The following is a 24,982-nucleotide window of genomic DNA, read 5'->3' as shown; positions in this document are numbered from 1 at the left end:
GTGGCCGCCCTCGCCCGCCCCGGCGAACTGCCCGCCGGGCCCGTCCGGCCCACCCCCGCCAGCTTCGACGGGCGCGCCTTCACCCCCACGATGGCGCTGCGGCCCGGCGAACAGGTCCAGGTCGACACCACCCGCCTCGACGTCCTGGCCCTCTTCGACGACGGCACCCTTGCCCGCCCCGAACTCTCAATCGCCGTCGACGTCGCCACCCGCGCCATCCTCGCCGCCGTCCTGTGCCCCAGCGCGACCAAAGCCGTCGACGCGGCCCTGCTCCTGGCGGAGATGGCCGTCCCGCACCCCGCCCGCCCCACCTGGCCCAACATCCTGCGCATGGACCACGCCCGCACACTGCCCCACCAGCAGCTGGTCACGCTCGACGAGCGCCTGGCCGGCGCTGCGGCCCGGCCGGTCGTCCTGCCCGAGACAATCGTCATCGACCGGGGCAAGGTCTTCATCTCCCGGGCCTTCACCGCCGCCTGCGAGACCCTCGGCATCAGCGTCCAGCCCGCCCCGCCCCACACCCCTACCGCCAAAGGCATCGTCGAGCGCGCGTTCGGCACCATCAACGCGCTGTTCTGCCAGCACCTGCCCGGCTACACCGGATCCGACGTCACCCGCCGCGGCCCCGACACCGCACTCGAGGCCTGCTACAGCGTCCCGCACCTGCAAGACCTCCTCGACGAATGGCTGGTGCACTACCACCACCGCCCCCACGGGGGCCTGCGCCACCCGATGATGCCCAAGAAAGCGCTCACCCCGAACGAGATGTGGGCCGCGCTGGTCGCCGTCGCCGGGTACGTGCCCGTCCCCCTCACTCGGAACGACTACCTCGAACTGCTGCCCGTGCGCTGGCAGGCCATCACCGCCGTCGGTATCCGCATCCACCACCGCACCTACGACCACGACCTGCTGGCCCCCTACCGCGGCCAGCCCTCCCCCCACGCCGGGCGGGGCGGGAAATGGGAGATCCACTACAACCCCCACGACGTCCGCCAGATCTGGGTCCGCCTGCCCGACGGCCACCTCACCGAAATCGGCTGGATCCACCGCGACCACGTCCACCGGCCGTTCAACGACCGCACCTGGCACCACATCAGAACCGCCACCCTGCACAGCAACCACCGAGGCGATACCGACCGCCAGGAAGCCGACCTCGCCGACGCCCTCGACCAGCTCATGCGCCGCGTCCACAGCGGCCACGCCACCAGAACCGAGCAAGCCCTCATCGCCCGCACCCCCACCGCCCCGATCCCCCCGGCCCGCCACCCGGGACACGACCGCGCCCAAGACGCCGACGAGACCGGGCCGGGCATGGCTGCCATGTGTGCGGCGGTGCCGGGGCGGGCGCGGTCGGCCCCGCTGGGTGTCCCTGGGGTGATCGGGGTGCGGTTCTGGTCGACGGCCTGGCTGCTGGGCCTTGGCGGCGCCGATGCGGGCGGGGCGGGGCACGCGGATGACTTTGAGTGCTCCACCTCGCGAGCACTACCAGAATCTACATGCTGACGGTAAAAATCGACACCGTGTAGACTTTCTGGTGGAGGAGCCGTCCGGCTCCTCGCAGGGCCTCTCTGGAGGAGCAGTGCCAAAGCAGAACTGGCTCATCACCGGCGTCAGCACGGGCCTCGGACGTGCCTTCGCCAAGGCCGCCCTGGCCGCAGGTCATACCGTCGTCGGCACCGTCCGCTCCGCGGAGGACCTGCGGGCCTTCGAAGAACTCAGGCCCGGTACCGCTCACGGTCGCCTGCTGGACGTGACGGACGATGACGCCGTCCCCGGTGTGGTCGCGGAGGTGGAGCAGAGCGTCGGCCCTTTGGATGTCGTCGTCGCCAACGCCGGCTACGGCCTGGAGGGAACCTTCGAGGAAACCCCGCTGGCCGAGGTGCGACGGCAGTTCGAGGTCAACGTGTTCGGGGCGGTGGCCACGCTGCGGGCGGCACTGCCCCACATGCGCCGACGTCGCCGCGGACACCTGATGGCCGTCACCTCCATGGGCGGGCTCATGGCCGTGCCCGGCATGTCCGCCTACTGCGGCAGCAAGTTCGCCCTGGAAGGCATCCTCGAGGCGCTGGGCAAGGAAGTCGCGCAGTTCGGCATCCACGTGACGGCGATCGAGCCCGGCTCCTTCCGCACCGACTGGGCCGGACGGTCCATGACACGCGCCGCGCGGACCGTCGACGACTACGACGGGTTGTTCACCCCCATCCGCGAAGCGCGGCAGAAGGCCAGCGGCAACCAGCTGGGCAATCCGGCCAAGGCCGGGGACGCCCTCGTGCACATCACTTCGGTCGAGCGCCCGCCGGCCCACCTCGTCCTGGGCTCGGACGCGCTGCGACTGGTCACCGCCGCCCGCACGGCCGTGGACGAGGACATCCGCGCATGGGAGGCACTCTCCCGTACGACCGACTTCGCCGACGGCGCGCAGCTCTGATGCCCGGCGACCACCCCGCGCGGAGCCGTCGCGCCGCCGAACGCAAGGGCGACGTCCGGGAGCGGGCCATCCTCGACACCTGCGAGGCGCTGCTGGCGCACAAGGGCTACGACGCCATGACCGTCGCCGACATCGCCCAGGGCGCCGGCATCACCCGCGGCGCGCTGTACTTCTACTACGGTTCCAAGCAAGAAGTGGTCACGGCACTCGTGGCCCGGACCGTCGAGCACCTGTGGGAGCGGTCGAGGGCCACCGCGGAGGCCGACGAGCCGCACCGGGCCATCGCGGCAGCCATGCAGCGCACGGTCGAGCTGTGGAACGAGCACGGCCTGGTCATGCGCACGGCAATCGACCTGTCGTTGACCGTGCCGGAGATCGGCGAGCTGTGGAACCACACGGCTGACCTGTTCATCGCGGCCATCACCGCCGTCCTGGAACGCGCCGGCATCCAGGCCGGCCCCGCACCGGACCAGGCCCCGGCAATGGCACGCGCCCTGTGCTGGATGATCGAACGGACCTTCTACCACGCCTCACAGGAATCCCGCGAGAAGCTCCAAGACGCGTCGGCGACATGCGAACACATCTGGCTGACCATCGCCGGACTGACCACCTGAGGCATCCGCCACGGCCGCGGTGAGGCACGCAACCGACTGGACCGTGCACCTCGATACCCGTAGCGCCGGCCGAGTCCCAGGACGCGAGACAACCGGGCCCTGACGGACCAGGCCGTTGCCCACTTCGTTCCTCCTCCCTGTCAGGCGCCGTCCTCAAGGAGGCGGGAGCACCCTTCGCCCCCCTCACTGGAGGACGACGGTGACGCCGTACTCGCGCAGGAGGTTCACGGTCACCTCGAAGTAGGACAGGCCGCCAAGGTGGTCCAGAATGTGTCCGGCCAGGGCGCGGCGGGCGATGTCGGCGTGGTGCCAGACGAGGGTGAACGGGGGGACGACGCAGAGCCCGCCGCACAGGTAGTCCTGCACCGAGTCCAGGTCTCTGCCGTAGTGGGCGCCAGGACCGAGCAGGGCTTCGCCGAGTGCCAGAAGCAAGCCGGTCCTGTCGGTGACGTGCTGGGTTGCCACGCTGCTGCGGACGGTCTTCGAGCAGCCCGACGCCGACGCCGTCCAGGCCCAGATGACGCAGGTCCTGGACACCCTGGAGGGGAAGTTCCCCAAGGCCGCCGAGCACCTGGACGCCGCCCGGCACGACCTGCTGGCCTTCACCGCGTTCCCGCGGGAGATCTGGCGGCAGATCTGGTCGAACAACCCGCAGGAACGACTGAACAAGGAAATCCGGCGCCGCACCGACGTGGTCGGGATCTTCCCCGACCGCACCGCCGTGATCCGCCTGGTCGGCGCGGTCCTGGCCGAGCAGAACGACGAGTGGACCGAGGCCCGCCGCTACATGGGCCGCGATCTCCTCGCCAAGACCCGCCCCCACCCGAACGAGTCAGAAACCCACGACGCCGTCCTGCCCACCGAACTCACCGCATAGCCTCAAAGCAGAGATCACCGAGTGGCCGTCGATACACCACTCCAGCGGACGTGACCGATATTCGGAGGGCGGGTCTGCCGCACGATCCTGTGCCTTACCCCGCTTTGCACCGCTCGCTTAGCTGTCTTCGTGGGCTGCGACCTGATGTATCAAGCGCGGGCCCAGGCCATTGTCACCGTCAGCCGAACCGCGGTGACTGATCCTGGGGGCGGCGGGCCGCGGCTGGAGTGCGATCGGGAACCGACAGCTCGTGAGGTGCGTCCGCCAGATGACGGGTCGGTGGGACCCTCTGTTCTCGGAGATGGACAACATGTTTGTTGTGGGGTTGCTCGGCGTGCTGGCGCTCGTTGTCGGCGGGTGCGTATGCGTGGTGTGGGCGGCGCGCGGCGGGCCCCGCTGGGTCCGTGTCGTTGCGTCCGTGACGCTTGCTGCGGGTGAGTTGCTCCGGCAATCGGAGAGGAGCCGGCGCCGGAGCATGAGAGGGAGGGACGGTGGCGGCGACTAGGAATCCCCGGGTGCGATGGCCCCCCGGCGCCGCGGGCGCCCCTCGGAACGGTCGCCGTTGCTGTACGCCGGGATCGAGAACACCGTCGGTCGCACGTGCCGCGTTGGGCGGGCTGCCGCGATGGCCAGGAAAACCTCGGCGAGCTGGCCGGCGAACCGCTACACGACGGAAGCCGTCCTCGTGGCGCACGACATGGTGTACCTGGCCCAGGCCGTTGTCACGGACGCCCGCGTCGAAGTAGCCATCCGGCGACGTCCATCGCCGCCTTGAGGTCGTCCTCCTGGAGGCACGTCCGGACGGTCGAAGCCTACGGTTTGGTTCGGTCTGTCCGCGTCACGGACCAGCAGGGACACATCGGCCCGTCGAAGACGAGGTTCGCCGACCCACCGTCGAACGCCGGCCAGGGCTCGTGCAATGAGCTCTCCCAGGAGTTCCGCTTCAGCGGTCACAACGTGTCCGGCACCAGTCGCCGCACCAGATCCGTCATGCACGGTTCAACTGGCGATCCCGTCATGGGAGACGGCGCCCGAAAGGTGTGGGTGGCCCTCTCCTATCGGCGAGGGCCACCCCGAGCAACTACTTCTGCTGCCCGAGCCAGTCGGCGAACTTGGTCTCGGCGATGTGTGCGTCGGGCCGAGGGAGCAGCGTGTCCTCGCTGAGGGCGGCACCCCAGTACGTCGCCTGCGGGTCGGTGACGACCTTGCGGGGGTCGCCCTGGGCGTCGAGTCCCATGCGGATGAACTCCTCGATCTCGAACGTCTCCGGGCCCCCGACCTCCACCACGCCGTGCACCGGGGCGCCGGCCGAGGTGCGACCGACGGCCTTGGCCACGTCGTCGGACACCATGGGCTGGATCTTGGCGGCCGGCAGGCGCACGGTGTCGCCGTCGGTCATGCCGTCGGCGAGCCCCTTCGCGAACTCGAAGAACTGCGTGGCATGAACGATGGAGTACGGGAGCCCGGATGCCTTGATCAGGTCCTCCTGGACCTGCTTGGCACGGAAGTAGCCGCTCCCCTGGAGGCGATCGGTGCCGACCACGGACAGCGCCACGTGGTGTGTCACGCCGGCGTCCGCCTCCGCATTGAGGAGGTTGGTCGTGGAGGTACGGAAGAACTCCATGACCGCGTCGTCCTCGAACGAAGGGGAGTTGGACACGTCGACCACGACCTGTGCACCCTGCAGGACGTCGGCCAGCCCCTCGCCCGTCAGCGTGTTGACGCCGGTGTTGGGTGAGGCCGCGACCGCCTCGTGCCCGTGCCGGCCCAGGAGGGCGACCACCTTCGAGCCGATGAGCCCGGTTCCACCGATCACTACGACCTTCATAACGGGATTCCTCTCGGAGCTTTCCTGATCCGGCACAGACCAGACCGGGCAGTCGTTCTGCTTGTGACGCACGATGTGAGGAAACCAGGACAATTCCTGTTGCCTACCGCGGCGGCCTTTCCCGCCGTCGCCGCCGACCGCACCCCGCCCTGCCGCAACGGCTGCACCAAGAGCGTCAATACGACGGGCACCTGGCGTCACGACCCACTGCAGACCGTTACATCGACGGATCTCGCCCCCCGCATGCCGCGTACTGGGCCATCGCAGCCGGCGGGTACCATATGGCGTGCAATAACCATTATCGGAGGAATCTCCACGTGCTGAGCCCGATACCTGCGGTACTGCCGACCGAACGTCCGGCCATGCCTGAACGTGTCGTCACCATGCAAGCCGGCCGTGACAGGGACAACGTCGGAGGATATTGCCGGACGGCAACCGGGACCATCTCCGTGCCGTCCGCTCCGGTCCGCACGCCAGGACCAGCACGCGCGCGATGATCGGCCGGGATGAGGAACTGCGCACCCTGCGCGAGGGGTTGTCGGAGGCGGCGGCGGGGCACGGAGACGTGCTGCTGGTCCATGGCACCGCCGGCGTCGGCAAGTCGGCACTGTTGCGCACTGTCGGCGCCGAGGCCGTGGAAAGCGGTTTCAGGGTGCTGCGGACGTCGGGCGTGGAGACCGAGCAATGGCTGCCGTTTGCCGCGCTGCAACTGCTGCTGCAACCGGTCGCCCGGGGTGTGGAGAACCTGCCGGCCCCACATCGGCTGGCGCTGAGCGGTGCCCTCGGCGTCACGGAGACCGAGCCCGAGATATTCCGGGTGGGACTTGCCGTACTCGAACTGCTCGCCGACGTGGCCGAGCGGCAGCCAGTCCTGCTGCTCCTCGACGACCTGCAGTGGATCGATTCGTCCAGCCGGGACGTACTGAGGTTCGTGACCCGGCGCGCCCGCGACTTCGCCATACTGGCCGTCTGCGCCGCGCGAATCGACTCCTCCGCCTCGTACACCCCGAGAGTCAATCGGGACCTCCGTCTGGGACCGCTCGGCCCGAAGGCCTCCGCCGACCTGCTCGACGCCGGCGCGCCCGGCCTGCCGGCGCTGCTGCGGGAACACATCCTGGAACGCGCCGCGGGCAATCCGCTGGCCTTGGTCGAGCTGCCCAAGGCGGTGCAGAGCACGACTGCCCAGATGGACGGCCTGCCGCTGACCCAGCGGCTGGAGGACGCGTTCGCCGCGCGGAGCGACTCGGCGAGCCGGGAGTGCCGCGCGTTCCTGCTGGCCCTGGCCGCCGAGCCGACCGTGCCGCTGAACCGGCTGCTTGAGGTATCCACTCACCTTTCCGGTGTCGCGGTCTCCGTGGACGGGGTGCAGGAGGCGGTCGACGCGGGTCTGGTCGCCCTGGTCGGCCGGACCCCCGAGTTCCGACATCCGCTGATGCGCTCGGCGATCTACGCGCGCGCCTCGGTCGCCGAGCGGCTGGCCACCCACCGCGCCCTGGCAGCGGTGATGGGGGACACCCCCGATCGCCAGCTCGCTCACCAGGCCGCGGCCGCGATCGGCCCGGATGAGGCCCTGGCCGTCCGGCTCGAGCGTTTCGCCGACATGTCGCAGGCCCAGGGCAAGGTGGCGGTGGCCGTCCCGGCCCTGCGCCAGGCGGCCGAACTCGTCCACGACGCGCAGCGCCGGACCGGCCTCCTGGTCCGGGCCGCCGAGCTGTCCAGCGGGATCAATGACCGCGTCCAGACCCGGATGCTGCTGGACCGCACCGATATGAGCGTGCTGGGCCCGGTGGAGCGGGCCCGCCTCCTGGTCGTGCACGACAACGCCGCGTTCGAACCGGACGAACCGCACCGGCGGATCCACGACATGGTCACCGCGGCGGGCGGCGCGTTCGACGCCGGGGGCGCGGACGTCGTCGAGAACCTGCTGTGGCGTGCCGCCGCACGATGCTTCTGCCAGGACGGCGACCCACAGGTCCGCGCTCAGACCGTGGCCGAACTGGACAGGTGGAACCCCGATCCGAACGCCCCCCACGTGCTGGTGGTGCGGGCCTACGCCGAGCCGTTCCGGCACGGGGCGGACGTACTCCTACGGCTGGACGGCCTCGAGCCGGATCGTGAGGACGGCCGGATCCTGCACTTCCTCGGCGACGGCGCCATGGCCATGGGCGACGTCAGCCGCGGTGCCCGGTATCTCGGGCTGGCGGCCGCGGCGTGGCGGTCGCAGGGCATGCTCGGGCTGCTCGCCCGTTCGCTGGCCGCCGGCTGGCCGCGGGTGTTCCTCGGTCAGCTCGACCGCGTGCGCGAGGAGTCCGCCGAAGGGCTCGCTCTGGCCGAGGACACCGGAGAGTGGATCGTGTGGCTCGCCCTGAAGGCGGCGGCCGGCCTGGTGGCGGCGCTGCGCGGTGAGGCCGAGGAAGCAGTGCGGTCGATCCGCGAACTGCGCGCCCACAGCCTGTTCGCAGGCATGCCGTTCGTCACCGTGGTGGCGCAGCAGGTCGACGGGCTGCTCGCCCTTTTCGACGGGCACACAACCGAGGCGTACGACATCTTCGCCCGCGCGTTCGATCCGGCCGACGCGGGCTACCACTCGGTGAGCCGCTGGCTGCTCGCGCCGGACCTGGTGGACGCCGCGGTGGCCGCAGGCACCGTGGAGCACGCCAGGGAACTGCTCGCAGAACTTCCCCGGCTGGCCGGTCGCCTGCCCTCGGAAATGATGGTGGTCGCGCACGCCTACACCGACGCGGTGCTGGCCCCGGACGACACAGCCGAGGAGCGCTACGCCGCGGCGCTCACCGCGCTGCCGGTGAGCTGGACGCTGTCGCGTGCCCGGCTGCACCTGCACCACGGCCGCTGGCTGCGCCGGCAGCGCCGCAACGTGGACGCCCGGAACCCGCTGCGCACGGCCCGCGACGAGTTCGACCGGATCGGCGCGCGGCCTTGGGCCGAGCTGGCCCGCGAGCAGTTGCGCGCCACCGGCGAGTCGAGCGGACGGCGGCAGGCGCACACCAGTGAGCAGCTGTCGGCCCAGGAAATGCAGGTGGCCGAGCTGGCGGCACAGGGGTTGAGCAACCGGGAGATCGGCCAGCGGCTGTTCATCTCGCACCGCACCGTCGGAGCCCACCTGTACCGGATCTATCCACGCCTGGGCATCACCAGCCGGGGCAAGCTCGCCGCCGCGCTCGCCGCGCTCGCCGCGCTCCCGGAGCAACGAGCCGAGGGCACCCTGTCCGAGGGCCCGGGGTGAACGGTCGGCGCACGGCCGGGCCGCCCACCCGGTAGTTGTCGCGTCAGCCGGTCGGCAGCGTGCCGAACAGCGCGTCGGCTGCGGCCCGTCCAGCGGGCGATGGCCGTCGTGGCCGAAGGGCCCATCACCCGATCTTGAGATGTTCACGGGCCTGGCGGACCAACTGTCGAGCATCGCCCTCGCTGGTCTGCACGATGGCTGCGACCAGGGCGTACGGGAAGTCGGAGGCCTCCCTGAGGATGTAGGCGGCCCGTTCTGTCGGGTTCAGTTCCTCCATGAGGGAGAGAACCGCGAAACTCAGCGTCTCGTACTGCTCAGTCCCTACCTGTGGGTCCAGGCTCGTGTCGACAGGTTCAGGCAGCCAGGGCCCGACGTAGGTTTCCCGCCGCACCTGGGCCGACCGAGCGCAGCCGATCGCCAGGCGGATGGTCATGGTCATCAGGAACGCCGTTGTGGAACGGCTGCCGGACCGGTCGACTCCCCGCCACCGAAGCCATACCTCCTGAACGATCTCTTCGGCCTCTGCCCTGCTGCCGAGCATCGAGTAGGCGAGGCCGATGAGCTTTGGGCACACCTTGGCGAACTGCCGCGTGGCGTCGTCAAGCGTGGCTGGGTCCGCGGGCCCAGCGATTTCCATAGTCGTTTCTTCGGATCTTCACCAGCATGCTGCGCATCACCCGACAAGCGGCGCCCTGCGGAACAAGGAACGCTACGGCGGCTCTCGCTTTGGAACGCAAAGGGACGGGTTGTTCACAAGCATGGGTAGTTCATTGATTACGTCGAGTTGAATCAAGGTTCCCCGTATTCGTGTACGGGGTCACCTTCAGGGGCCGACAGCGAGGCGCAGGCCCGGTGACCGAAACACGATGATCGCCTCCAGGGGCCCGCTGCCGGCTGGAACACCTGGGGACCAGCCGCTACTCGCCACCCGAGTCCGAACATCGGTCATCCGACTGCGCGCCGCGATCACGGGCATGGCCGCAGGCCGCGGGAGGCCCGGGAGCGAGCCTTCTCACGCCTTCCGGACGGAGAGCCGCGATACGTCGCCGCGCGCGGTCCGCAGCAGGCAGTGCCCCGACCCATCGTGTCCGCGCGTAGTCACTTGACTGATGCCTGGGATCTCAACCGGCCGGAGACTCGGAACAGCCTGATCCAGTGGATCGGGTACGAGTTCGCCGTGCGGGTACCGATCAGTACTTGCCCGGGCCGGAATGCGGGCGGGGACGAATCGACGGCTCGGTCCGGCGCGCGGGCTCGACGCTCGGATCGATCCGTTCCGACAGCGAAGATGCAACACCAGTAGCAATGAGGAGTCAGTAATCATGGTGCAGCCTGTCACGGGCTATCCCGGCGTGACCGTGGAAACCGATGTGCGGTGCCGGTTGCGTGACGGCGTCGAACTGCTCGCGGACGTGTACCGCCCGGATGCGGCAGGGGGTCCCTATCCGGTTCTGCTGCAGCGCACCCCGTACGGGAAGCAGGGCGCCCAGTCGGAAACGGCGTTCGCGCACCCGGCCTGGTACGCCCGGCAGGGATTCATCGTTGTCGTCCAGGACGTTCGGGGGCGGTACGCGTCCGAGGGCGAGTTCTACCCTTTCCGTGACGAGGGCCGTGACGGCTACGACGCCGTGGAATGGGCGGCCGGCCTGCCCGGGACGACCGGCCGGGTGGGCATGTACGGGTTCTCCTACGCCGGGTTCACCCAGCTGCTCGCCGCGGTCGAGCAGCCGCCCGGCCTGGCCGCGATCAGCCCGGCCATGACGAATTCCCAGGCCTATGAGGGATGGACCCACAACAAGGGTGCCTTCGCGTACGGGTTCAACGCGTTCTGGTCCGCCTACCTGGGTATCGCCGAAGCGGCCCGGCGCGGCGACCTGGAGCGTGTTGAGGCGCTCAGTGGCGCTCTGATGCACGCTCCTGACAACTTCTGGATGGCTCCGGAAGCCTTTCCCGCCCTCGACCGGGACATCACGCCCTACTACTTCGACTGGATCGAGCACCCTACGTACGACGACTACTGGGCGCGCTGGTCCATCGACAGCGACTACAGCCGCATCCAGGTGCCGGCGTTGCATGTGGCCGGTCTCTACGACGTGTTCGTTTCCGGGACCAAGCGCAACTTCGTCGGGCTCCGCAGCGGTGCGAGCACCCCCGAGGTGGCCGCACGGCAGAAGTTCGTGGTGGCACCCTTCCACCACATGCCGTGGTACCCGGTTGTCCAAGTGGAGGACGCGAACTCCATGGCCGTCGACGACTGGCAGGTGCGGTTCTTCTCGGAGACGCTCAAGGAGTCGGGCACCGGCACCTTCGAATCCCCGGTCAGTTCGTACGTCCTCGGTGCGGGCTGGCGTGACTTCTCAGCCTGGCCGCCGCAAGAGGCACGGATGGAGCGGCTCTTCCTGCACTCGCAGGGACGCGCCAACACCCGTTTCGGCGACGGCACCCTGGACACCCGGACACCGGGTGACGAGTTGCCCGACCTCTACATCTACGACCCGAACGCGCCGGTCATGAGCGCCGGCGGCCATTCCTGCTGCGTCGAGGAGCTGACGCCGATGGGGCCGGCCTGTCAGTGCCAGCGGGAGAACGGCAAGGCTGTGCTCGTCTACACCACCGCTACACAGGAGCGGGATGTGGACGTGGTCGGCGATGTGACGCTGACCCTCTACGCGGTCTCCTCGGCCACCGACACGGACTGGACCGCGCGCCTGTGCCTGGTCGGCGAGGACGGCTGCTCGCGCAACCTGCAGGAGGGCATCGTACGGGCCGCCTTCCGTGACTCCCTGACCACGCCGCGGCCCATCAGCCCCGGTGAGGTCCATGAGTACGTCATCGACCTGGGCCCGGTGTCGACTCGCGTCCCGGCCGGGGCGCGGCTGCGCATCGACGTCACGAGTTCGGACTTCCCGCAGTGGGCGCGGAACTCCAACTCCGGTTACCCCGGCGACGGAGTGCCTCAGGTGGCCACCCAGACCGTCCTGCACACGGCGGAGTACCCCTCCCACCTCACGCTGCCGGTGCTCCCCGCATAGAAGCGGCATCTCAACCGGTCAGGGAACGTGGAGCCGACTGGCCGGGTGACCTTCGGACTCCACGCGCATGAAGGCAGCGCCTCTCGGCGGCTCGGGCATGGGAATCAAGCCGGACATACCGGGAGGCCCTGTTTCGCCCGCCTTCCGCACCCAGGGCGGCGTGAAGCCGACCGGTGAGTCCGACGTCAAGGGCATTCTGCGCCCCGGGGGACGGGACAGCCACACCGCAGATACCGAGCTCCGGCAGCAACCCATGCCGCGCATTTGCCCTAGCAGTAACCATCATCCGGTGTGTCATCTCAGGAGGAGCCATGTCCCCATCCGCGACTGTGATCACAGGTGCACGGCCGCCGCAACGTGCCGGGCTCGCCCGCGGCAGGCACCGCGGACGAGCAGCGTCCGAACGCCTGCCGGACCTCAGGCTCCCCGGCCAGGGACGGCACCGCCGTCCCGCAGTTCGCAACGCCCCCAGGACCTCGTGAGCCGAGCACCCGCCCCCGGTTCGGATTCCCCGCTCGTCGTCAGCCGGCAGTTGTCCTGACCGCCTCGCGTCGGCGGGATCACACGGGCGCGCCGACGCGGAACGAGTTCACCCCATCCCCGGCAACAAGAAATCCCTCCACATGAGCGACCCCAACGCAGCCTCCTCGGTCTTCCGGCGCAGCTCGCATGAGTTCCTGCTGACCTTCGTCCTGCTGTTCGGCGTGACGACCATCGTGCGGTGGGTCGTCGGCCCGTCCGCGATCTCCGAGGCGATCCCCGGAATCCGCCTGAAGCTGCTCGTCGTCGGCGTTGCCGCCGGTCTGCTGGTCACCGGGCTCATCCTCAGCCCTCCCGGCAGGCGGTCAGGCGGACACATGAACCCGGCGATCTCCTTGGCCATGTGGCGCTTCGAGGTTTTCCCCGGCGCGGCGGTGGCGCCGTACATCGTGGCCCAGCTCGCCGGATCGCTGCTCGGCGTACTCGCGGCGCGGGGCGTGTGGGGCAGCGCCGTCGGCGCTCCTCCGGTGGCCTATGCCGCCCTGCAGCCCGCGCCCGGCTGGTCGACCGCGGGATTCTTCCTGGCCGAGGCGGCGTCCACTGCCGTCATCGTGCTCGTCGTGGGTCTGTTCCTGACGACGCACCGGCTGACGCGCTTCATCCCCTGTCTGGTGGGCGTCCTCGTCTGCCTGTGCATCGTCCTGCTGGGCACGAGCACGGGTGGCAGCCTCAATCCCGCCCGCCAGTTCGGCCCTGCGCTGGCCGCCGGGCAGTACGGCTTCCTGTGGGTCTATCTCCTGGCACCCATGGTCGGCGCCGTCCTGGCGGCGGTGGCGGCGAATCTGCTTCCCGGACGCCTCCGGGCGCCCGCCCACCAGTTGCCCGACGCCGACGGGCCGTCGCTGCGCAACCCCGCGACCCGGTGAACCGCAGCCTCCCGGATACCGGGCCTCTCATCGGATGTCCCGTGGCTGCCCTGGGTCCGTGAGGGGATCGGTCCCCTCAGGGTGCGTCGCCCGTGGCACGCCGACACGTGTCGAGCCGGCGGCGTGCCCACGGGCACGTCCGGATCTCGCCCGCCGGTGAGCCGCGCGCAGGCAAGGCGACGACGGACACCGTGGAGGACCACCTGCGCCTGCCGGCCGCCGGCCCGGAGCAGGCGTGAACCCGCGGGGCCGTGGGCGGTTCGGCTCGGATACCGAGACCGCGGCAACCGATGCGTCCTGGCATACCGTCAGGCGCCCGCCCGTCCAAGAACGCCACAGCACCCCCGTGTCCACAAGAACAGTCATTGAAGTCGCAACTACCTGTAGTGAGAAGTGTGACGATGAATGAGACCCCGGCCGAGGCCACCGTAGAGATCCTGTCCCCGCGCGACGTGCCCCTGGGCGGCCCCCGGGCGATGGGCGTGCGGCGCACCCTGCCGCAGCGATCCCGATCGCTGATCGGCGCGTGGTGCTTCGCCGACTACTACGGTCCGGACGAGACAGCGGTCACCGGCGGCATGGACGTCGCCCCGCATCCCCATACCGGGCTTCAGACCGTCTCCTGGCTCTTCAAGGGAGAGATCGAACACCGCGACAGCACGGGGACACACTCGACAATCCGCCCCGGCGAGCTCAACCTCATGACCGGCGGATACGGCATCTGCCATTCGGAGGTCTCCACCGCGAGCACCGACGTCCTGCATGGGGCGCAGTTGTGGGTGGCACTCCCGGACCGGCACCGGGACACCGGCCCCGCCTTCCACCACTACGTCCCGCAGGCCGCCGCCCTCGACGGAGGCGAGGCCAAGGTGTTCCTGGGCTCCCTCGCCGGTGACACCTCACCGGTCCCGACCTTCAGCCCCCTGCTTGGCGCCGAACTGCGTATCGACCCCGGTGCGACCGTCACCCTCACGGTCGACCCCGCCTTCGAGCACGGCCTCCTGGTCAACAGTGGCGACGTCTCCTTGGCCGGCACGCGCTTGAGCCCGTCCCATCTGGGCTATCTCCCCGTCGGCAAGGACACCTTGACCGTGACCAACCACTCGGACGTACCCGCGGTGACTTTGTTGCTCGGCGGGCCCCCCTTCGGCGAGGAGATCCTCATGTGGTGGAATTTCGTAGGCCGTACCCAGGAGGACATCGAGCAGGCCCGCGAGGAGTGGATGAGCGGCTCCCGCTTCGGAGAGGTGAGCGGGTACCCGGGAGATCCCCTTCCCGCGCCCGAACTCCCGCGGGTGCCCATGAGGCCGCGAGCCTGACACGCCCCCCGTGGACGACGTCCCTCGCGACCCAGCCCACTCGGTGCCGGCGTCAAGGAACCGGCCGAGAAGCCCAGCGGCGTACGCGTGAACTGGATTCCTGGGTCGCGGAGTTGCGGGCATTTGGTGGGCTCCGGGTGCGCTGTGCCGGCGTTCGGCCCGATCTTCTGGCGCGCTCGGAGCCCCTCGAGCCGTTCGCGTCCGGCCGGCTGGCCTCTCCGGTGGCGACGCCTGACGCGAACGATTCATCAACTGGTGGGGCAAGCTGAACGGCAGTGAACGCGGCTCAATGAGACGGAAACTGAGACGGCTCGGCTGGCCGTCGATACGGCTCCGGACCTCGCTCTGGTGCTGCCGCCACGTGGGTGTATGTGGGCGTGGAGACCGTGGCGGACCTGCGAGTGGGGCTTGAGTCGTTGGCCAAGGAAGACGGTGTCTTCGGCCGAGTCGACAGCGGCGATGCGGGCTCCGTCGAGGAGCTCGTGTACGGCTTGGTCCTTGATGCCCAGAAAGCTTGGGCGCCCTATGCGGTCGTGGGTTCTCGGGGGCCGACCCGCCCCGCCGACATCGCCGATGCCCTGACGGCTGTCGACAGGGACGAGGCGGGAACCGTCATGACCTACCTGTCTGCGGGCGACCTGGTCGTTCCCGGCCGGCTGCGTCGTGATCGTGAGCACGCCCATCGAGCGGCGCAGCGAGTGGTGAAGTTGCTGGGACAGGACGCTTGTTTGCGGCCGACCCTCGGAGTCGGGCAGGTGGGTCGCGCGAGCACGGTCAGCAGACTCGGTCGCCGGAACAGCTTGTGGATCGCCTCATCAGCGAGTTCGTCGTCTCAAATTCCGGCGATGACAGGATGGAGCCGCCTACGCGTGTTCCAGCTGGCGGCGAATATCGAGTCGATGATGCCGCAACTCGTGCAGCGTGTGCACTGCGAACCAACGCAGGGATCTCACGGCCATCTCGGGGTAGGGGACGCTCAGAGTGCGTTCCCAGTCCGCGGGCCCGAGCTGGTCGAGTCCGTGCGTGAACAGCAGGGCCGCGTCGTGCAGTTGACGAGCGACATCGGCTGGTTCCTGCTTGATGTATCCGTCGTGTTCGACCCGCTCGTCCCGCCCCATCGGCTCGGTGACCGGCGAGTCGCTGCGTCGCGCGGCAAGTAGCCGTTCTCGCTGGACGAACAGCACATCGCGCATGTGACAGGCGTACTCGAGGGGACTCCAGAGCTGAGGTGCGGCGCGTCGTCGGAGTACGACAGGGTCGGCGCGCAACAGTTCCACGTATTCGGAGACATAGTGGTGGGTCAGCACCGACACTTTATCGGCCAACGCCAGATCGTACTCGTAATCACATTCCGTGCAGTGCAGCATGGTATCCATAATATCTAATCTCGCCCTTCGGAATGAAGGGAAACGATTGTCTCGCTTATTCGCCGTTGAAGCCTGATGACCTCTGGACCCTGGCGCATACAGTCCCGCCCATGACCGAGATCAGGGGAGAACGAGCTGGTAATACCCCTGCAGTTCCCGAATCTCAGTGGTTACTTGGACGGAGTATGCGCTGGGGATCGTGAGGTGCTCCTTGAGCAGGCCCAGTATCAGATTTCCCAAGCGTTCCTTCAGCTCCTCAGGACGGCCTGGCAGAATGTCGACGATTGCGTGAACCATGTGGTGGTGGGGGCTTCCGTCGCCGACAACGGTCTCGTCGAGGGCGAGGAACCGGGTCTTGAATCCCCCCAGCGCACTACTGATCAGGTCGGAGGCCGCAGCGTGCGTGGCCAAGGCGAACCCTCTCCTGTCGAAACCCGCCGCCAGGGCTTCCGGGTACTGGACCGTGATCTGTGGCATGCCTACACCTTCCCGTGATCGAAGAACCCACCAGTGGAGCGGCGGTGTGATCGTGGGTCGAACTCGTCCGAGTCGCTCAGCTCGGACGCAGTGGTCGAGCCTGCCGCGGTCACCGCGCCGCCCACCTCACCCTGCTCCGGCCTAATCGCGGGCATTCTCGCCCGATTCGGAGCTGCCCGGCTCCCGACCCGATACCCCGACACCATCGACATCCGACATCAGCTCGGCGGCGACTCGCGAATCCGGGTCCGAACTGGCCGGGCGTTGCCGGCACACCCCCTCGATCTCCACGAGCAGGTCGGGCCGGCACACGTCGACGTTGAAGTAGGCGATCTCGGAGTCGGCGCGGAAAACCTGCGCGCAGATGTCGCGAACGGTGGCAAGGTGCTCGGGATCGCGGACGTAGACCTTGACCTGGTCGAGATCCCGCGCGGCGTAACCGTGGCCTTCCACGCCGTGCCGGCGCAGATTGTCGCGACCGACGAGTGCGTCGATGTTGCAGAGGGTCTCAAGGGTCTGCCGTGTGACGTCGTCCGCGTGCACGGTGTCCTCACCCAGGATGCTGGCTGTGCCCGACACGAACACGCTCCCCGTCTGCTGCCCCCGCAGGAATGTGGCGCGGGCGAAGCTCGGAGACTTCGGTCCATACCGTGCCGGGTACTTGTAGGCCGGGGTCTGCCGCGGATTTTCCAGGTGGACGGTCCGGCCCTGTTTCGCGGCGAGGACGCAGAGGTCGATGCCGGGACTGAGCGTGCCGATTCCGGTGGCGGCCGGCAACTGCGGGAACTGTTCGGCCCAAGCAGCGAATGCTTCGGCCCGGCCGACGCAGAAGTCGCGGTAGATCTCGACACCTTCCGCGTTCGGGCCGGTGATGTCGCCGATCAGGTTCCACATGCGTACCAGGTGGGTGTAGCCGCTTTCCCAGATGAACCGCAGGGCGTCATCGTACAATTCGCGAACCCGCTCCCGGTACACCGGCTGAGGCCCGAGACGTACGGCGTAGAACAGGTATTCGCCGTCCTCGGAATAGACAGCGTCCCCCGACGTGCCGGAGCGCCCGGGCCGGTCGGTCTGCCAGACCTCCTCGAACGGAGCGCCATGACCGTTCGCCATGTGGGTGGTCAGGCAGGGGATCCCATCGACCAAGGCGGGCTCGGCCGGTCTGTCGGCGAAGATGATCCGCCCCAGCACACTGCCGCCCGTCGCGTCGGCCACACCGGCAATGCTCGGGACCAGATCGGACCGCAGCCCCCGCACACGGTTCCGAAGTCGTGAGTGATTCAACGTAGCTCCAAAATTTGATCATGACGGCGGCGCCCGCCGCGAGGCGCAGCAGGGCGCATCTGAATCGGGTTCCGGCCGACGAATTCGGCCGGCCCACATAAGTGGAACGGCACTCAGAACGGGTCGCAGCAAGCCCGAGTCGCCTGCGTCCTCGGCCATGCGATGCCGCATCCGTCAGCCACCGGACAACTGCCGAGTGTCCTCGGCCGCTGCTGGTCGTTGCCGGAGGATGTGCCGGCGGCCGCGCTCAAGGCGCGACTCCCTCCTCGGTCGCCAGCGCGGCGAGTGCCCGCTGCTCGACCACCGTGGCCAGATCGCCCAGCACCGGAAACTCGAACACGGTGCGGACGGAGACGTCGACGCCCAACGCGTCGAAGATCTCCCGGGTCACCCGGATCGCGGTCATCGAGCTGCCCCCGCAGTCGAAGAAGGAGTCGGAAGCGGCCACCCCCTGCACTCCGAGCACCCGTTCCCACGTTTCCGCCAGAAACTCCTCCACCACGGTCGCGGGCTCCACCCGCTTGCGCGCCGCCGGCTCGCGCCGCGCCCCGGGGAGCGCATCCGGCTCATGCGATGGCGGAACGGGCACCGCGAGCGCCGAGCAGACGCGGTCGGGATGGGCGCTGCCCTCGGTGAGGACCTGGCAGAATCCATCGAGCAACGCCGAGGCGGTCGCGTGATCGAAGCGCTCCACGTCGTAGCAGAGCTGCACCTCGGTCCCGGCGATCGTGTCGTTGACCAGGAAGGTGGCTTCGTTGGGAGCCGCGCCGGAGTCCCGCTCGCCGAGCACGTGGAGCTCCGCGGCACCTGACCGCAGGCGTACCGGCATCCCGGACGGGCGCACCGACAGGACCACCGGGGTCAGCGGTACTCCCGGCGGCCGCACCACGCCAGCGGCGTCGGCTGCGTCCGACAGTGCTGCGGACGGCAGATCGCGGTGCGTCAGTGAGCGGTTGCGGGCCAGCGCCGCCTCTGCCACCACCGTCCGGAAGCTCTGCTCGGGTTCCCACCGCACCCGGACGGGCAGGGTCGCGATCAACGGACCGACCACGTGGTCGAGTTCCACCACATCGCGTCGCGCCGCAGGCACCCCGACGAGAACGTCACGGCTACCGGTCCACCTGGCGAGCAGCACGTCCAACGCCGCCAAGTACACCGCGAAGGGGCTCAGCCCACTGAGTGAACCCAGCTTGCGCACCGCGTCAACCGTCTCCGGAGCGAGTGGACGGCTCAGGCGCTTTCCCCGGCAGCTCAGAGCACCGCCCCGGGCACGGCGGGACACGTCGTACGGTGGCCGCGCGCCGGCCAGTTCCTTCGTCCAGAACTCCCGATCGGCGGTGGTGTTCGCGGCGAACAACGTTTGTTCCCAGCGGGCCACGTCACTCAACTGCACGGCTGGTTCCGCCATCGACTGCTCGGACCCGGCGAGGTGCGTGGCCAGTTCCTGCAGAAGGATGCCGGCGGACCAGCCGTCGAAGGCCACATGGTCCACCGCGATGACCAAGGTGGCCGTGTCCTCCGCGGTCCGGACCAAGGCGGCGCGCAGCAGCGGCACGTCGACGTCGAGCGCGAAGGGCTGCCGGGCTGTCTCGTCGAGGACGGAGGGGATCTCCTCATCGCTCATGGCCTGCGCGTCGTACTCGGTGAAGGGGACCCCGGCCGGCGGGCGAACCTCGCCCGTCACCTCCGTCCCGTTCGCCCGCACCACCGTGCGCAGCGCCTCGTGCCGGACGACGAGAGCATTCAGGGCGGCGGTCAGAGCGGCCGAGTCGACCCGGCCGGTTATGCCGATCGCGAACGCTTCTGCAGTGGCGCCGGGAAAGCCGCTGACCTGGCGAGTCATCCACAGCTGGCGCTGCATGTCGGTCAACGGCACACTCGCGGCGCCGACATGCCGCACCGGTGGTGGCAGGGCCGTCCCGGCATCAGCCAGCCGGCGCGCCAGGCCCGCCACGGTCGGCTCGGTCAGGAACGCTCCGGGCTGGACCGCGGTGCCCAGTTCTGCTCGGACGCGGGCGACCACCCGGGCGGCGGCCAGCGAATGGCCACCCAGAACGTCGAACCGGTCCGACCGGCCCACCCGGGGCAGGCCCAGCACGTCCGCGATGATGGCGGCCACCTGCTCCTCGACCGCGCCGTGCGGCTGCTCACCGTCGCCGCCACCGGTGCCGCCGGTGGCGGGGATGGGAGGCAGCGCTGCCCGGTCCGCCTTGCCGCTCGAGTTCAGGGGCAGGTTCTCCAGCACCATGATGCGAGCGGGGACCATGTAGTCGGGCAGCCTGCCGCGCAGGTGATCGTGAAGCTCGGCCTCGGTGACCGGCGCGGTCCCCGCCGGCGCCTCCACATAGGCGTGCAGCGTGCGGACGCCCTGGGGGTCCGCCGGGGCGGTGGCCACGGCGTGGCGCACGCCCGGGTGCGCGGCCAGTGCGGACTCGACCTCGCCGAACTCCACCCGGAAACCGCGCACCTTGACCTGGTCGTCCAGGCGGCCGAGGTAGTGCAGGACACCATCGACGCGGCGGACGAGGTCGCCGGTGCGGTAGCGCCGCGCACCCAGGGAGGCGGGGTCCTCGACGAATCGCTCGGCAGTCAGCTCCGGCGCGCCGAGATAGCCGCGGGCCACGAGTGGTCCTGCCACCCACAGCTCGCCAGGTGTCCCGTCGTCGACCACCCGCTGATCGGCGTCGCGGACGGTCAGCTCGCTGCCGGCGACAGGCTGGCCGATGGGCGGGTTCCCCTTCTCCGCCCGGCCGATGACGTGTGTGGCGCAGAAGACGGTGCACTCGGTCGGCCCGTACACATTGACGACGGTCTCCACTCCCGGCTGCGCGTACAGACGATCGACCAGCGAGCGAGTGGCCGCCTCCCCTCCGAGGTTCACCCGGCGCACCCCGCTGGGCAGCGGCTGCTCCAGCAGGGCGGCGATCGCGGAAGGCGGCGCGCCGATCATCGTGACCTCGTCGCGGGCCGGCAGCGTCGGCAGGGCAAGGATGTCGTCGGCCAGGACTACGGCACCTCCGGTGCTCAACGGCCCGAAGATCTGGTGGACCGACGCGTCGAAGCTGAGCGATGCGGTGGCCAGTCCCGCTCGCAGATGCGCGGGATCGCTCGTGCGTTCCACCCACCGCAGGAAGGCGACCACTGAGGAGTGCTCGACCGCCACACCCTTGGGTGCGCCGGTGGAGCCGGACGTGAACAGGACGTACGCGAGACCGTCCGCTGGAACAGGGGCGCCGCCGCTGTCGTTCAGGTCCTCGACGATGACGGGCTGGGCACCAGCCGCCGCGCAGGTGGGGGCCAGCTCGCGGGTGGTCAGCACGTACCGGATCGCCGCCAGCCGGACCATTTCCTTCATGCGGGACAACGGCAGTAGCGGGTCGAGCGGGACGTAGCCGCACCCTGCCCGCCACACCGCGAGAATTCCCGCGACCATCCGCTCATCGCGAGGGAGGCAGACACCGATCAGGTTCGCCGCGGGCTCGGCCAGGCCGTGCGCGTATCGGGCGGCCAGGGCCGTCAACTCCTGGTAGCTGGTCCGGCGTTCGCCCGCGATGACCGCTGTGGCAGTGGGAACACGTTCGGCCTGGGCGGCCACAAGATCATAGACAGTCGTCATTGCGTTCTCTTCGAGAATCGGGGCAGGGAGGGTCCAGTTCGCCGGCCGGACTGGTGGCGCCGGAAGCCGACCTGACGCGGTTTCTTTTCGGCGTGGACCGTCTCGGCGCCAAGTTCAGCAGTACCTGTGCGCGACGGGGAAGCCCGGCTTCGGCATTCATACGAAGAACTAACGGGCGCCAGGTTCCGGCAACCGGATCACACACCGGTCAGGATCATCAGCGCAGGCGAGCAAGGGATCTGGGGCTACTTGACCAGGCGCGTGGGTCGGACCCCACCCCGCTCGCGATGACCCAGCAGGTCCGGACCTACGAGAGCGTCCAATCAGCCGCGGATCCGATGATCAAGGAGATGCCTGATGAGCGAGACCATCACCGAGCACGAGGCCGTGGAGGAGCCGGTCATCGAGCCGGCTGCGGAGGCGGTGTCGGACGATCAGTTGGTTCGACGACCGGGAGAGGCTTGGCGGTGTGGCACACCGTCGAGTCGAGGCTCAGGTCCCACACAATCGTGCCCTTCGCGTCGGCCTGTGACCTTCGACTGACAAATCCCTGCAAATCAGCCCATCCGGTCCGGTTGGCCGAGACCTGTGACGGCCTGCACATTCCGTTCCGAACACGACGGACGAGTTAGCATGTCATTAAAGGCTCTTGTGTTGTGCTTCGCACCCTCTATAGGTTTCGCGCTGAAATCAGCTACAAGCAAGCGGAGCACATGTGCGGCCCCAACTGAGCCCTGCCATAGCCGAGGTGGCAGGTTGACGGACGTCCCTTTCTTTCTCTGCCGGAGTGCCCGGGCCGATCAGGGAAGTGTCCAGGACGAGGCCGAAGGCTGTCGCCGTCGAGTGAGGCACCGAGCGGCTCACGTATGCACAACTCGAGGCGGGGTCCGACGAACTGGGCCGCACTCTCCGCGTCGAGGCGCCGTCAGGACTGGCGGTAGCGGTCGCCGTTCCGCGGGGTGTTCAGCTGCCCGTCGTCCTGCTCGACATCTGGAAGGCGGGCCTTCCGCGAGCGGCAATCTGAAACGATTGGTTAAGGCCAAGTACATGTCTATGGTGAACGAAGCCGCACATCACGGCACCACGGTGCTGCGGGCGTCACGGCTGTTCGACGGCGAAACGGTCATGCCGTGGGACGACCCTGTCGTAATCCTCGAAGGATCGACAATAGTCGGAATCGGCCGTACGGCGGATCTGCGGCTTGGCGAGACCGTTGTGGACTTTCCGGGCGCCACCCTCATTCCCGGTCTGATCGATCCCCACGTGCACCTCGCCTTCGACGCGAGCCCCGACCCGGTGAAGTCACTCGCCGATCGCGACGACGATGCTGTCGTGGCCGCGATGCGCGTCGCGGCCGCGACAGCATTGCGCGCCGGCATCACGACCGTGCGGGACCTCGGCGACCGAAACTTCCTGTCACTGGCCCTGCGAGGCGCGACGGACCTGCCGACCATCGTGGCGTCCGGGCCGCCGCTGACCACCGTGGGCGGGCACTGTCATTTCCTCGGCGGTGAGGTCGGGCCCAGCCCCGCCGAACTCCGGGCCGCGGTGCGTGCCCATGTAGAACGTGGTGTCGACATCGTCAAGATCATGGCCAGCGGCGGCACAATGACGACGGCCAGCTCCCCGGAGCAATCACAGTTCGCCCGGGAAGCCCTGCGTGCTGCTGTCACGGAGGCGCACCGGCACGGGATCCCCGTGACCGCGCACGCCCACGGTTACGACGCTGCACTCGACGCGATCGAGGCCGGGGCGGATGGTGTGGAACACGCCGGTTTCTGGTCGGCCGAAGGAGTCGTCGCGCCGGGGCGTGAACTCGTCGAGCGGATCGTCTCCCAGCGCGTCGCGCTCGGCGCCACCGCCGGAGCGCTACCCGGATCTGGCTCGGTGGTGCCTGCGGCCGTATCCCGGAGAATGCCTGAAATCATCGCCAACTTCGCGGCCCTGCACGCGGCGGGAGCGGTGATCGTCGCGGGCTCGGACGCGGGAATCGGCCCGTACAAACCGCACGATGTGCTCCCCTACGCGCAGGATCGGCTGGCCGCATACGGAATGGGCCGGATGGCCATCCTGCGGAGTATGACGTCGGTCGCCGCCAGTGTCTGCGGTCTCGGCCACCGCAAGGGCAAGCTGAAGCCGGGGTACGACGCAGATGTCGTTGTCGTACAGGGCGATCCGATCTCAGATCCCTCCGCCCTGCACCGGATTGCGGCAGTCTATTCCCGCGGCACCCGAGTCGATCCGCAACGCCGGCACCAGGGCCCTGCCTCACACTGAGCGCAGATGCGAACCTTCATGGTTCACACCCACACGTGTCATTTTGCGCCTGCCCGGTCGATGTTCAGCGTGCGCGACATGGCGTGCGCGACAAGGGCTCTCCGTGCCGTCCAGTTCTTCCGAACCCTGAGTTGCCGATGCCCACCTGCTCAGAGATCGAGCCAGGGCAGAGAGGGCTGCCCGAGAGTCCTTGCCCGACCCCGGTCCATCGCGTCGGGATGTTCTGTGTACCGACCCCTCACACCCGCGCCAGGTGCGGGGGGGGGCGTCCACCAACCGCTGCCGGCTCGTGCCTCCGGATGTTCGTCCGGGGCAAGCGGTGGAGGCCGGGACAGATCCGACGGATCAGTCGTCGGGTCTGCCCTGGATCAGGAGCCGGTGCGTTTCCTGCAATCCCTGCGGCAGGTCGTCCGGCGATGCCCACTTGGCCTCCAGAACCTCGAACGCGTCGATCTTCAGCGAACCACCGACGAGCGTCGCGGCATACGCCACCTCCACGCGCAGCCTGAAGCCGCTCTTGAGGTGGACCAGCTCGCCGACCCGGACTTCGAGGCCGGTCTCCTCACGCACCTCGCGGGCGACGGTGTCACGGAAGTCCTCCCCCGCTTTGGCATAGCCGCCGGGCAGGCCCCACGGGCGGTCTTCGGGCCACAGCCGGTGACGCAGCAGCAACACGCGGCCCTCGCTGTCGCGTACAACGCCGGTCACACCGACCATGTATTTGCTGTTCGCCAGCCACATGACCCGCCACTGCAGGGGTCCCCGAATGGTCCGCCACAGTCCGGCGATGATGCGCTTCATGCCATGCCCTCAAGGAATCGGGCCGCCCATGCGTCCCGCGGAAAGGCCACCATCGCGCATCGAAGGGCGACCTTCCAAACACGCCGAGTGGATCCGGCTCTTCCTCGCCCCGGCGGTACTGATGGCGCCCGGTCGGCGCTGGGGGCCGCACTGGACCGGTCGCGGACAGGCCGGCTGCCTGCGTTGGCGGTCGGGCTGTCGCGGTCGGCGGCGCTCCGGAACCGGCCGGTTGGTGTCGGACGTTGCGGGACGGTTGCGACCGGCCGCGCGCAACTCGCGGCAATCTCACATGCCGGCGACCAGAAGCGACGGGTTCCGCGGACGCTGGCGCGATGCGCGAACGCACACCGCTCGGTGCGACACGACCGGCTGACGCAGAACGTGGCTGCGGCGGGTGGCCCCCATGGGGCCC

General features: G+C 69.1%; 18 protein-coding genes and 1 pseudogene. 11 read left to right on the top strand and 8 right to left on the bottom strand.

What is annotated here, in order from left to right:
- The 3 genes from ABZ883_RS34765 to ABZ883_RS34755 all read left to right on the top strand — a co-directional run.
- On the top strand, window positions 1–1,503 hold a 1,503-nt coding region (locus ABZ883_RS34765; RefSeq protein ID WP_360913439.1), incomplete at its 5' end, for a Mu transposase C-terminal domain-containing protein.
- Window positions 1,504–1,579: 76 nt separating this feature from the next.
- Complete coding sequence (locus ABZ883_RS34760; protein WP_360913437.1) at window positions 1,580–2,428, top strand: oxidoreductase; 849 nt, start codon at window positions 1,580–1,582, stop codon at window positions 2,426–2,428.
- Window positions 2,428–3,042, top strand: coding sequence for a TetR/AcrR family transcriptional regulator (locus ABZ883_RS34755; protein ID WP_360913435.1), 615 nt, complete (start codon window positions 2,428–2,430; stop codon window positions 3,040–3,042). The genes ABZ883_RS34760 and ABZ883_RS34755 overlap by 1 nt, the downstream gene beginning before the upstream one ends.
- Window positions 3,043–3,225: 183 nt before the next feature.
- On the opposite strand, the gene ABZ883_RS34750 is transcribed toward ABZ883_RS34755, so the two are convergent.
- Window positions 3,226–3,507 (bottom strand): barstar family protein, encoded by a 282-nt coding sequence (locus ABZ883_RS34750; protein ID WP_360913433.1) that lies wholly within the window; start codon window positions 3,505–3,507, stop codon window positions 3,226–3,228.
- Between the two features lies 1 nt (window position 3,508).
- Here ABZ883_RS34750 and ABZ883_RS34745 point away from each other — a divergent pair.
- Window positions 3,509–3,919 (top strand): annotated as a pseudogene (locus tag ABZ883_RS34745) (transposase); the annotation flags it as partial.
- Between the two features lie 301 nt (window positions 3,920–4,220).
- Entirely contained in the window at window positions 4,221–4,424 is a 204-nt protein-coding gene (locus tag ABZ883_RS34740) for a hypothetical protein (RefSeq protein WP_360913431.1), read from the top strand.
- Between the two features lie 576 nt (window positions 4,425–5,000).
- On the opposite strand, the gene ABZ883_RS34735 is transcribed toward ABZ883_RS34740, so the two are convergent.
- Window positions 5,001–5,747 carry an SDR family oxidoreductase gene (locus tag ABZ883_RS34735; RefSeq protein WP_360913429.1) on the bottom strand — a complete coding sequence of 249 codons (747 nt, stop codon included), beginning with the start codon at window positions 5,745–5,747 and terminating at the stop codon, window positions 5,001–5,003.
- Window positions 5,748–6,240: 493 nt separating this feature from the next.
- Between ABZ883_RS34735 and ABZ883_RS34730 the strand changes: the two genes are divergently transcribed.
- Window positions 6,241–8,991, top strand: a complete 2,751-nt coding sequence (locus ABZ883_RS34730; RefSeq protein WP_360913427.1) for an AAA family ATPase — start codon at window positions 6,241–6,243, stop codon at window positions 8,989–8,991.
- Between the two features lie 124 nt (window positions 8,992–9,115).
- Here ABZ883_RS34730 and ABZ883_RS34725 read toward each other — a convergent pair whose 3' ends face one another.
- Window positions 9,116–9,628: a sigma factor gene (locus ABZ883_RS34725; protein ID WP_360913425.1), complete on the bottom strand. Its 513-nt coding sequence runs from the start codon at window positions 9,626–9,628 to the stop codon at window positions 9,116–9,118.
- Window positions 9,629–10,313: 685 nt separating this feature from the next.
- Between ABZ883_RS34725 and ABZ883_RS34720 the strand changes: the two genes are divergently transcribed.
- The 4 genes from ABZ883_RS34720 to ABZ883_RS34705 all read left to right on the top strand — a co-directional run bounded on the left by ABZ883_RS34720 (window position 10,314) and on the right by ABZ883_RS34705 (window position 14,748).
- Complete coding sequence (locus ABZ883_RS34720) at window positions 10,314–12,023, top strand: CocE/NonD family hydrolase (protein WP_360913423.1); 1,710 nt, start codon at window positions 10,314–10,316, stop codon at window positions 12,021–12,023.
- Window positions 12,024–12,646: 623 nt separating this feature from the next.
- Window positions 12,647–13,429 (top strand): aquaporin, encoded by a 783-nt coding sequence (locus tag ABZ883_RS34715; RefSeq protein WP_360913421.1) that lies wholly within the window; start codon window positions 12,647–12,649, stop codon window positions 13,427–13,429.
- Between the two features lie 92 nt (window positions 13,430–13,521).
- Window positions 13,522–13,668, top strand: coding sequence for a hypothetical protein (locus ABZ883_RS34710; RefSeq protein ID WP_360913419.1), 147 nt, complete (start codon window positions 13,522–13,524; stop codon window positions 13,666–13,668).
- Between the two features lie 162 nt (window positions 13,669–13,830).
- Window positions 13,831–14,748 (top strand): pirin family protein, encoded by a 918-nt coding sequence (locus ABZ883_RS34705; protein ID WP_360913417.1) that lies wholly within the window; start codon window positions 13,831–13,833, stop codon window positions 14,746–14,748.
- 863 nt (window positions 14,749–15,611) lie between these two features.
- Here ABZ883_RS34705 and ABZ883_RS34700 read toward each other — a convergent pair.
- The 4 genes from ABZ883_RS34700 to ABZ883_RS34685 all read right to left on the bottom strand — a co-directional run bounded on the left by ABZ883_RS34700 (window position 15,612) and on the right by ABZ883_RS34685 (window position 21,492).
- Window positions 15,612–16,115, bottom strand: a complete 504-nt coding sequence (locus tag ABZ883_RS34700; RefSeq protein ID WP_360913415.1) for a DinB family protein — start codon at window positions 16,113–16,115, stop codon at window positions 15,612–15,614.
- Window positions 16,116–16,235: 120 nt separating this feature from the next.
- Window positions 16,236–16,592 (bottom strand): isomerase, encoded by a 357-nt coding sequence (locus ABZ883_RS34695; protein ID WP_360913413.1) that lies wholly within the window; start codon window positions 16,590–16,592, stop codon window positions 16,236–16,238.
- Window positions 16,593–16,733: 141 nt separating this feature from the next.
- A complete protein-coding gene (locus ABZ883_RS34690; RefSeq protein ID WP_360913411.1) occupies window positions 16,734–17,807 on the bottom strand; it encodes an FkbO/Hyg5 family chorismatase in 1,074 nt (357 codons plus the stop codon).
- 316 nt (window positions 17,808–18,123) lie between these two features.
- Window positions 18,124–21,492, bottom strand: a complete 3,369-nt coding sequence (locus tag ABZ883_RS34685; RefSeq protein WP_360913408.1) for an amino acid adenylation domain-containing protein — start codon at window positions 21,490–21,492, stop codon at window positions 18,124–18,126.
- 1,053 nt (window positions 21,493–22,545) lie between these two features.
- On the opposite strand from ABZ883_RS34685, the gene ABZ883_RS34680 reads away from it, so the two are divergent.
- On the top strand, window positions 22,546–23,769 hold the full coding sequence (locus tag ABZ883_RS34680; protein WP_360913406.1) for an amidohydrolase family protein: 1,224 nt from the start codon (window positions 22,546–22,548) through the stop codon (window positions 23,767–23,769).
- A 345-nt stretch (window positions 23,770–24,114) separates the two neighbouring features.
- On the opposite strand, the gene ABZ883_RS34675 is transcribed toward ABZ883_RS34680, so the two are convergent.
- On the bottom strand, window positions 24,115–24,570 hold the full coding sequence (locus ABZ883_RS34675) for an NUDIX domain-containing protein (RefSeq protein ID WP_360913404.1): 456 nt from the start codon (window positions 24,568–24,570) through the stop codon (window positions 24,115–24,117).
- Window positions 24,571–24,982 lie beyond the last annotated feature (412 nt).

Origin of the sequence: Streptomyces sp. NPDC046977, from assembly GCF_040644455.1 — a bacterium.
Classification (GTDB): Bacteria; Actinomycetota; Actinomycetes; order Streptomycetales; family Streptomycetaceae; genus Actinacidiphila.
Note: the sequence above shows the minus strand (reverse complement) of the source record. Positions and strands in the feature narration are given on the sequence as shown.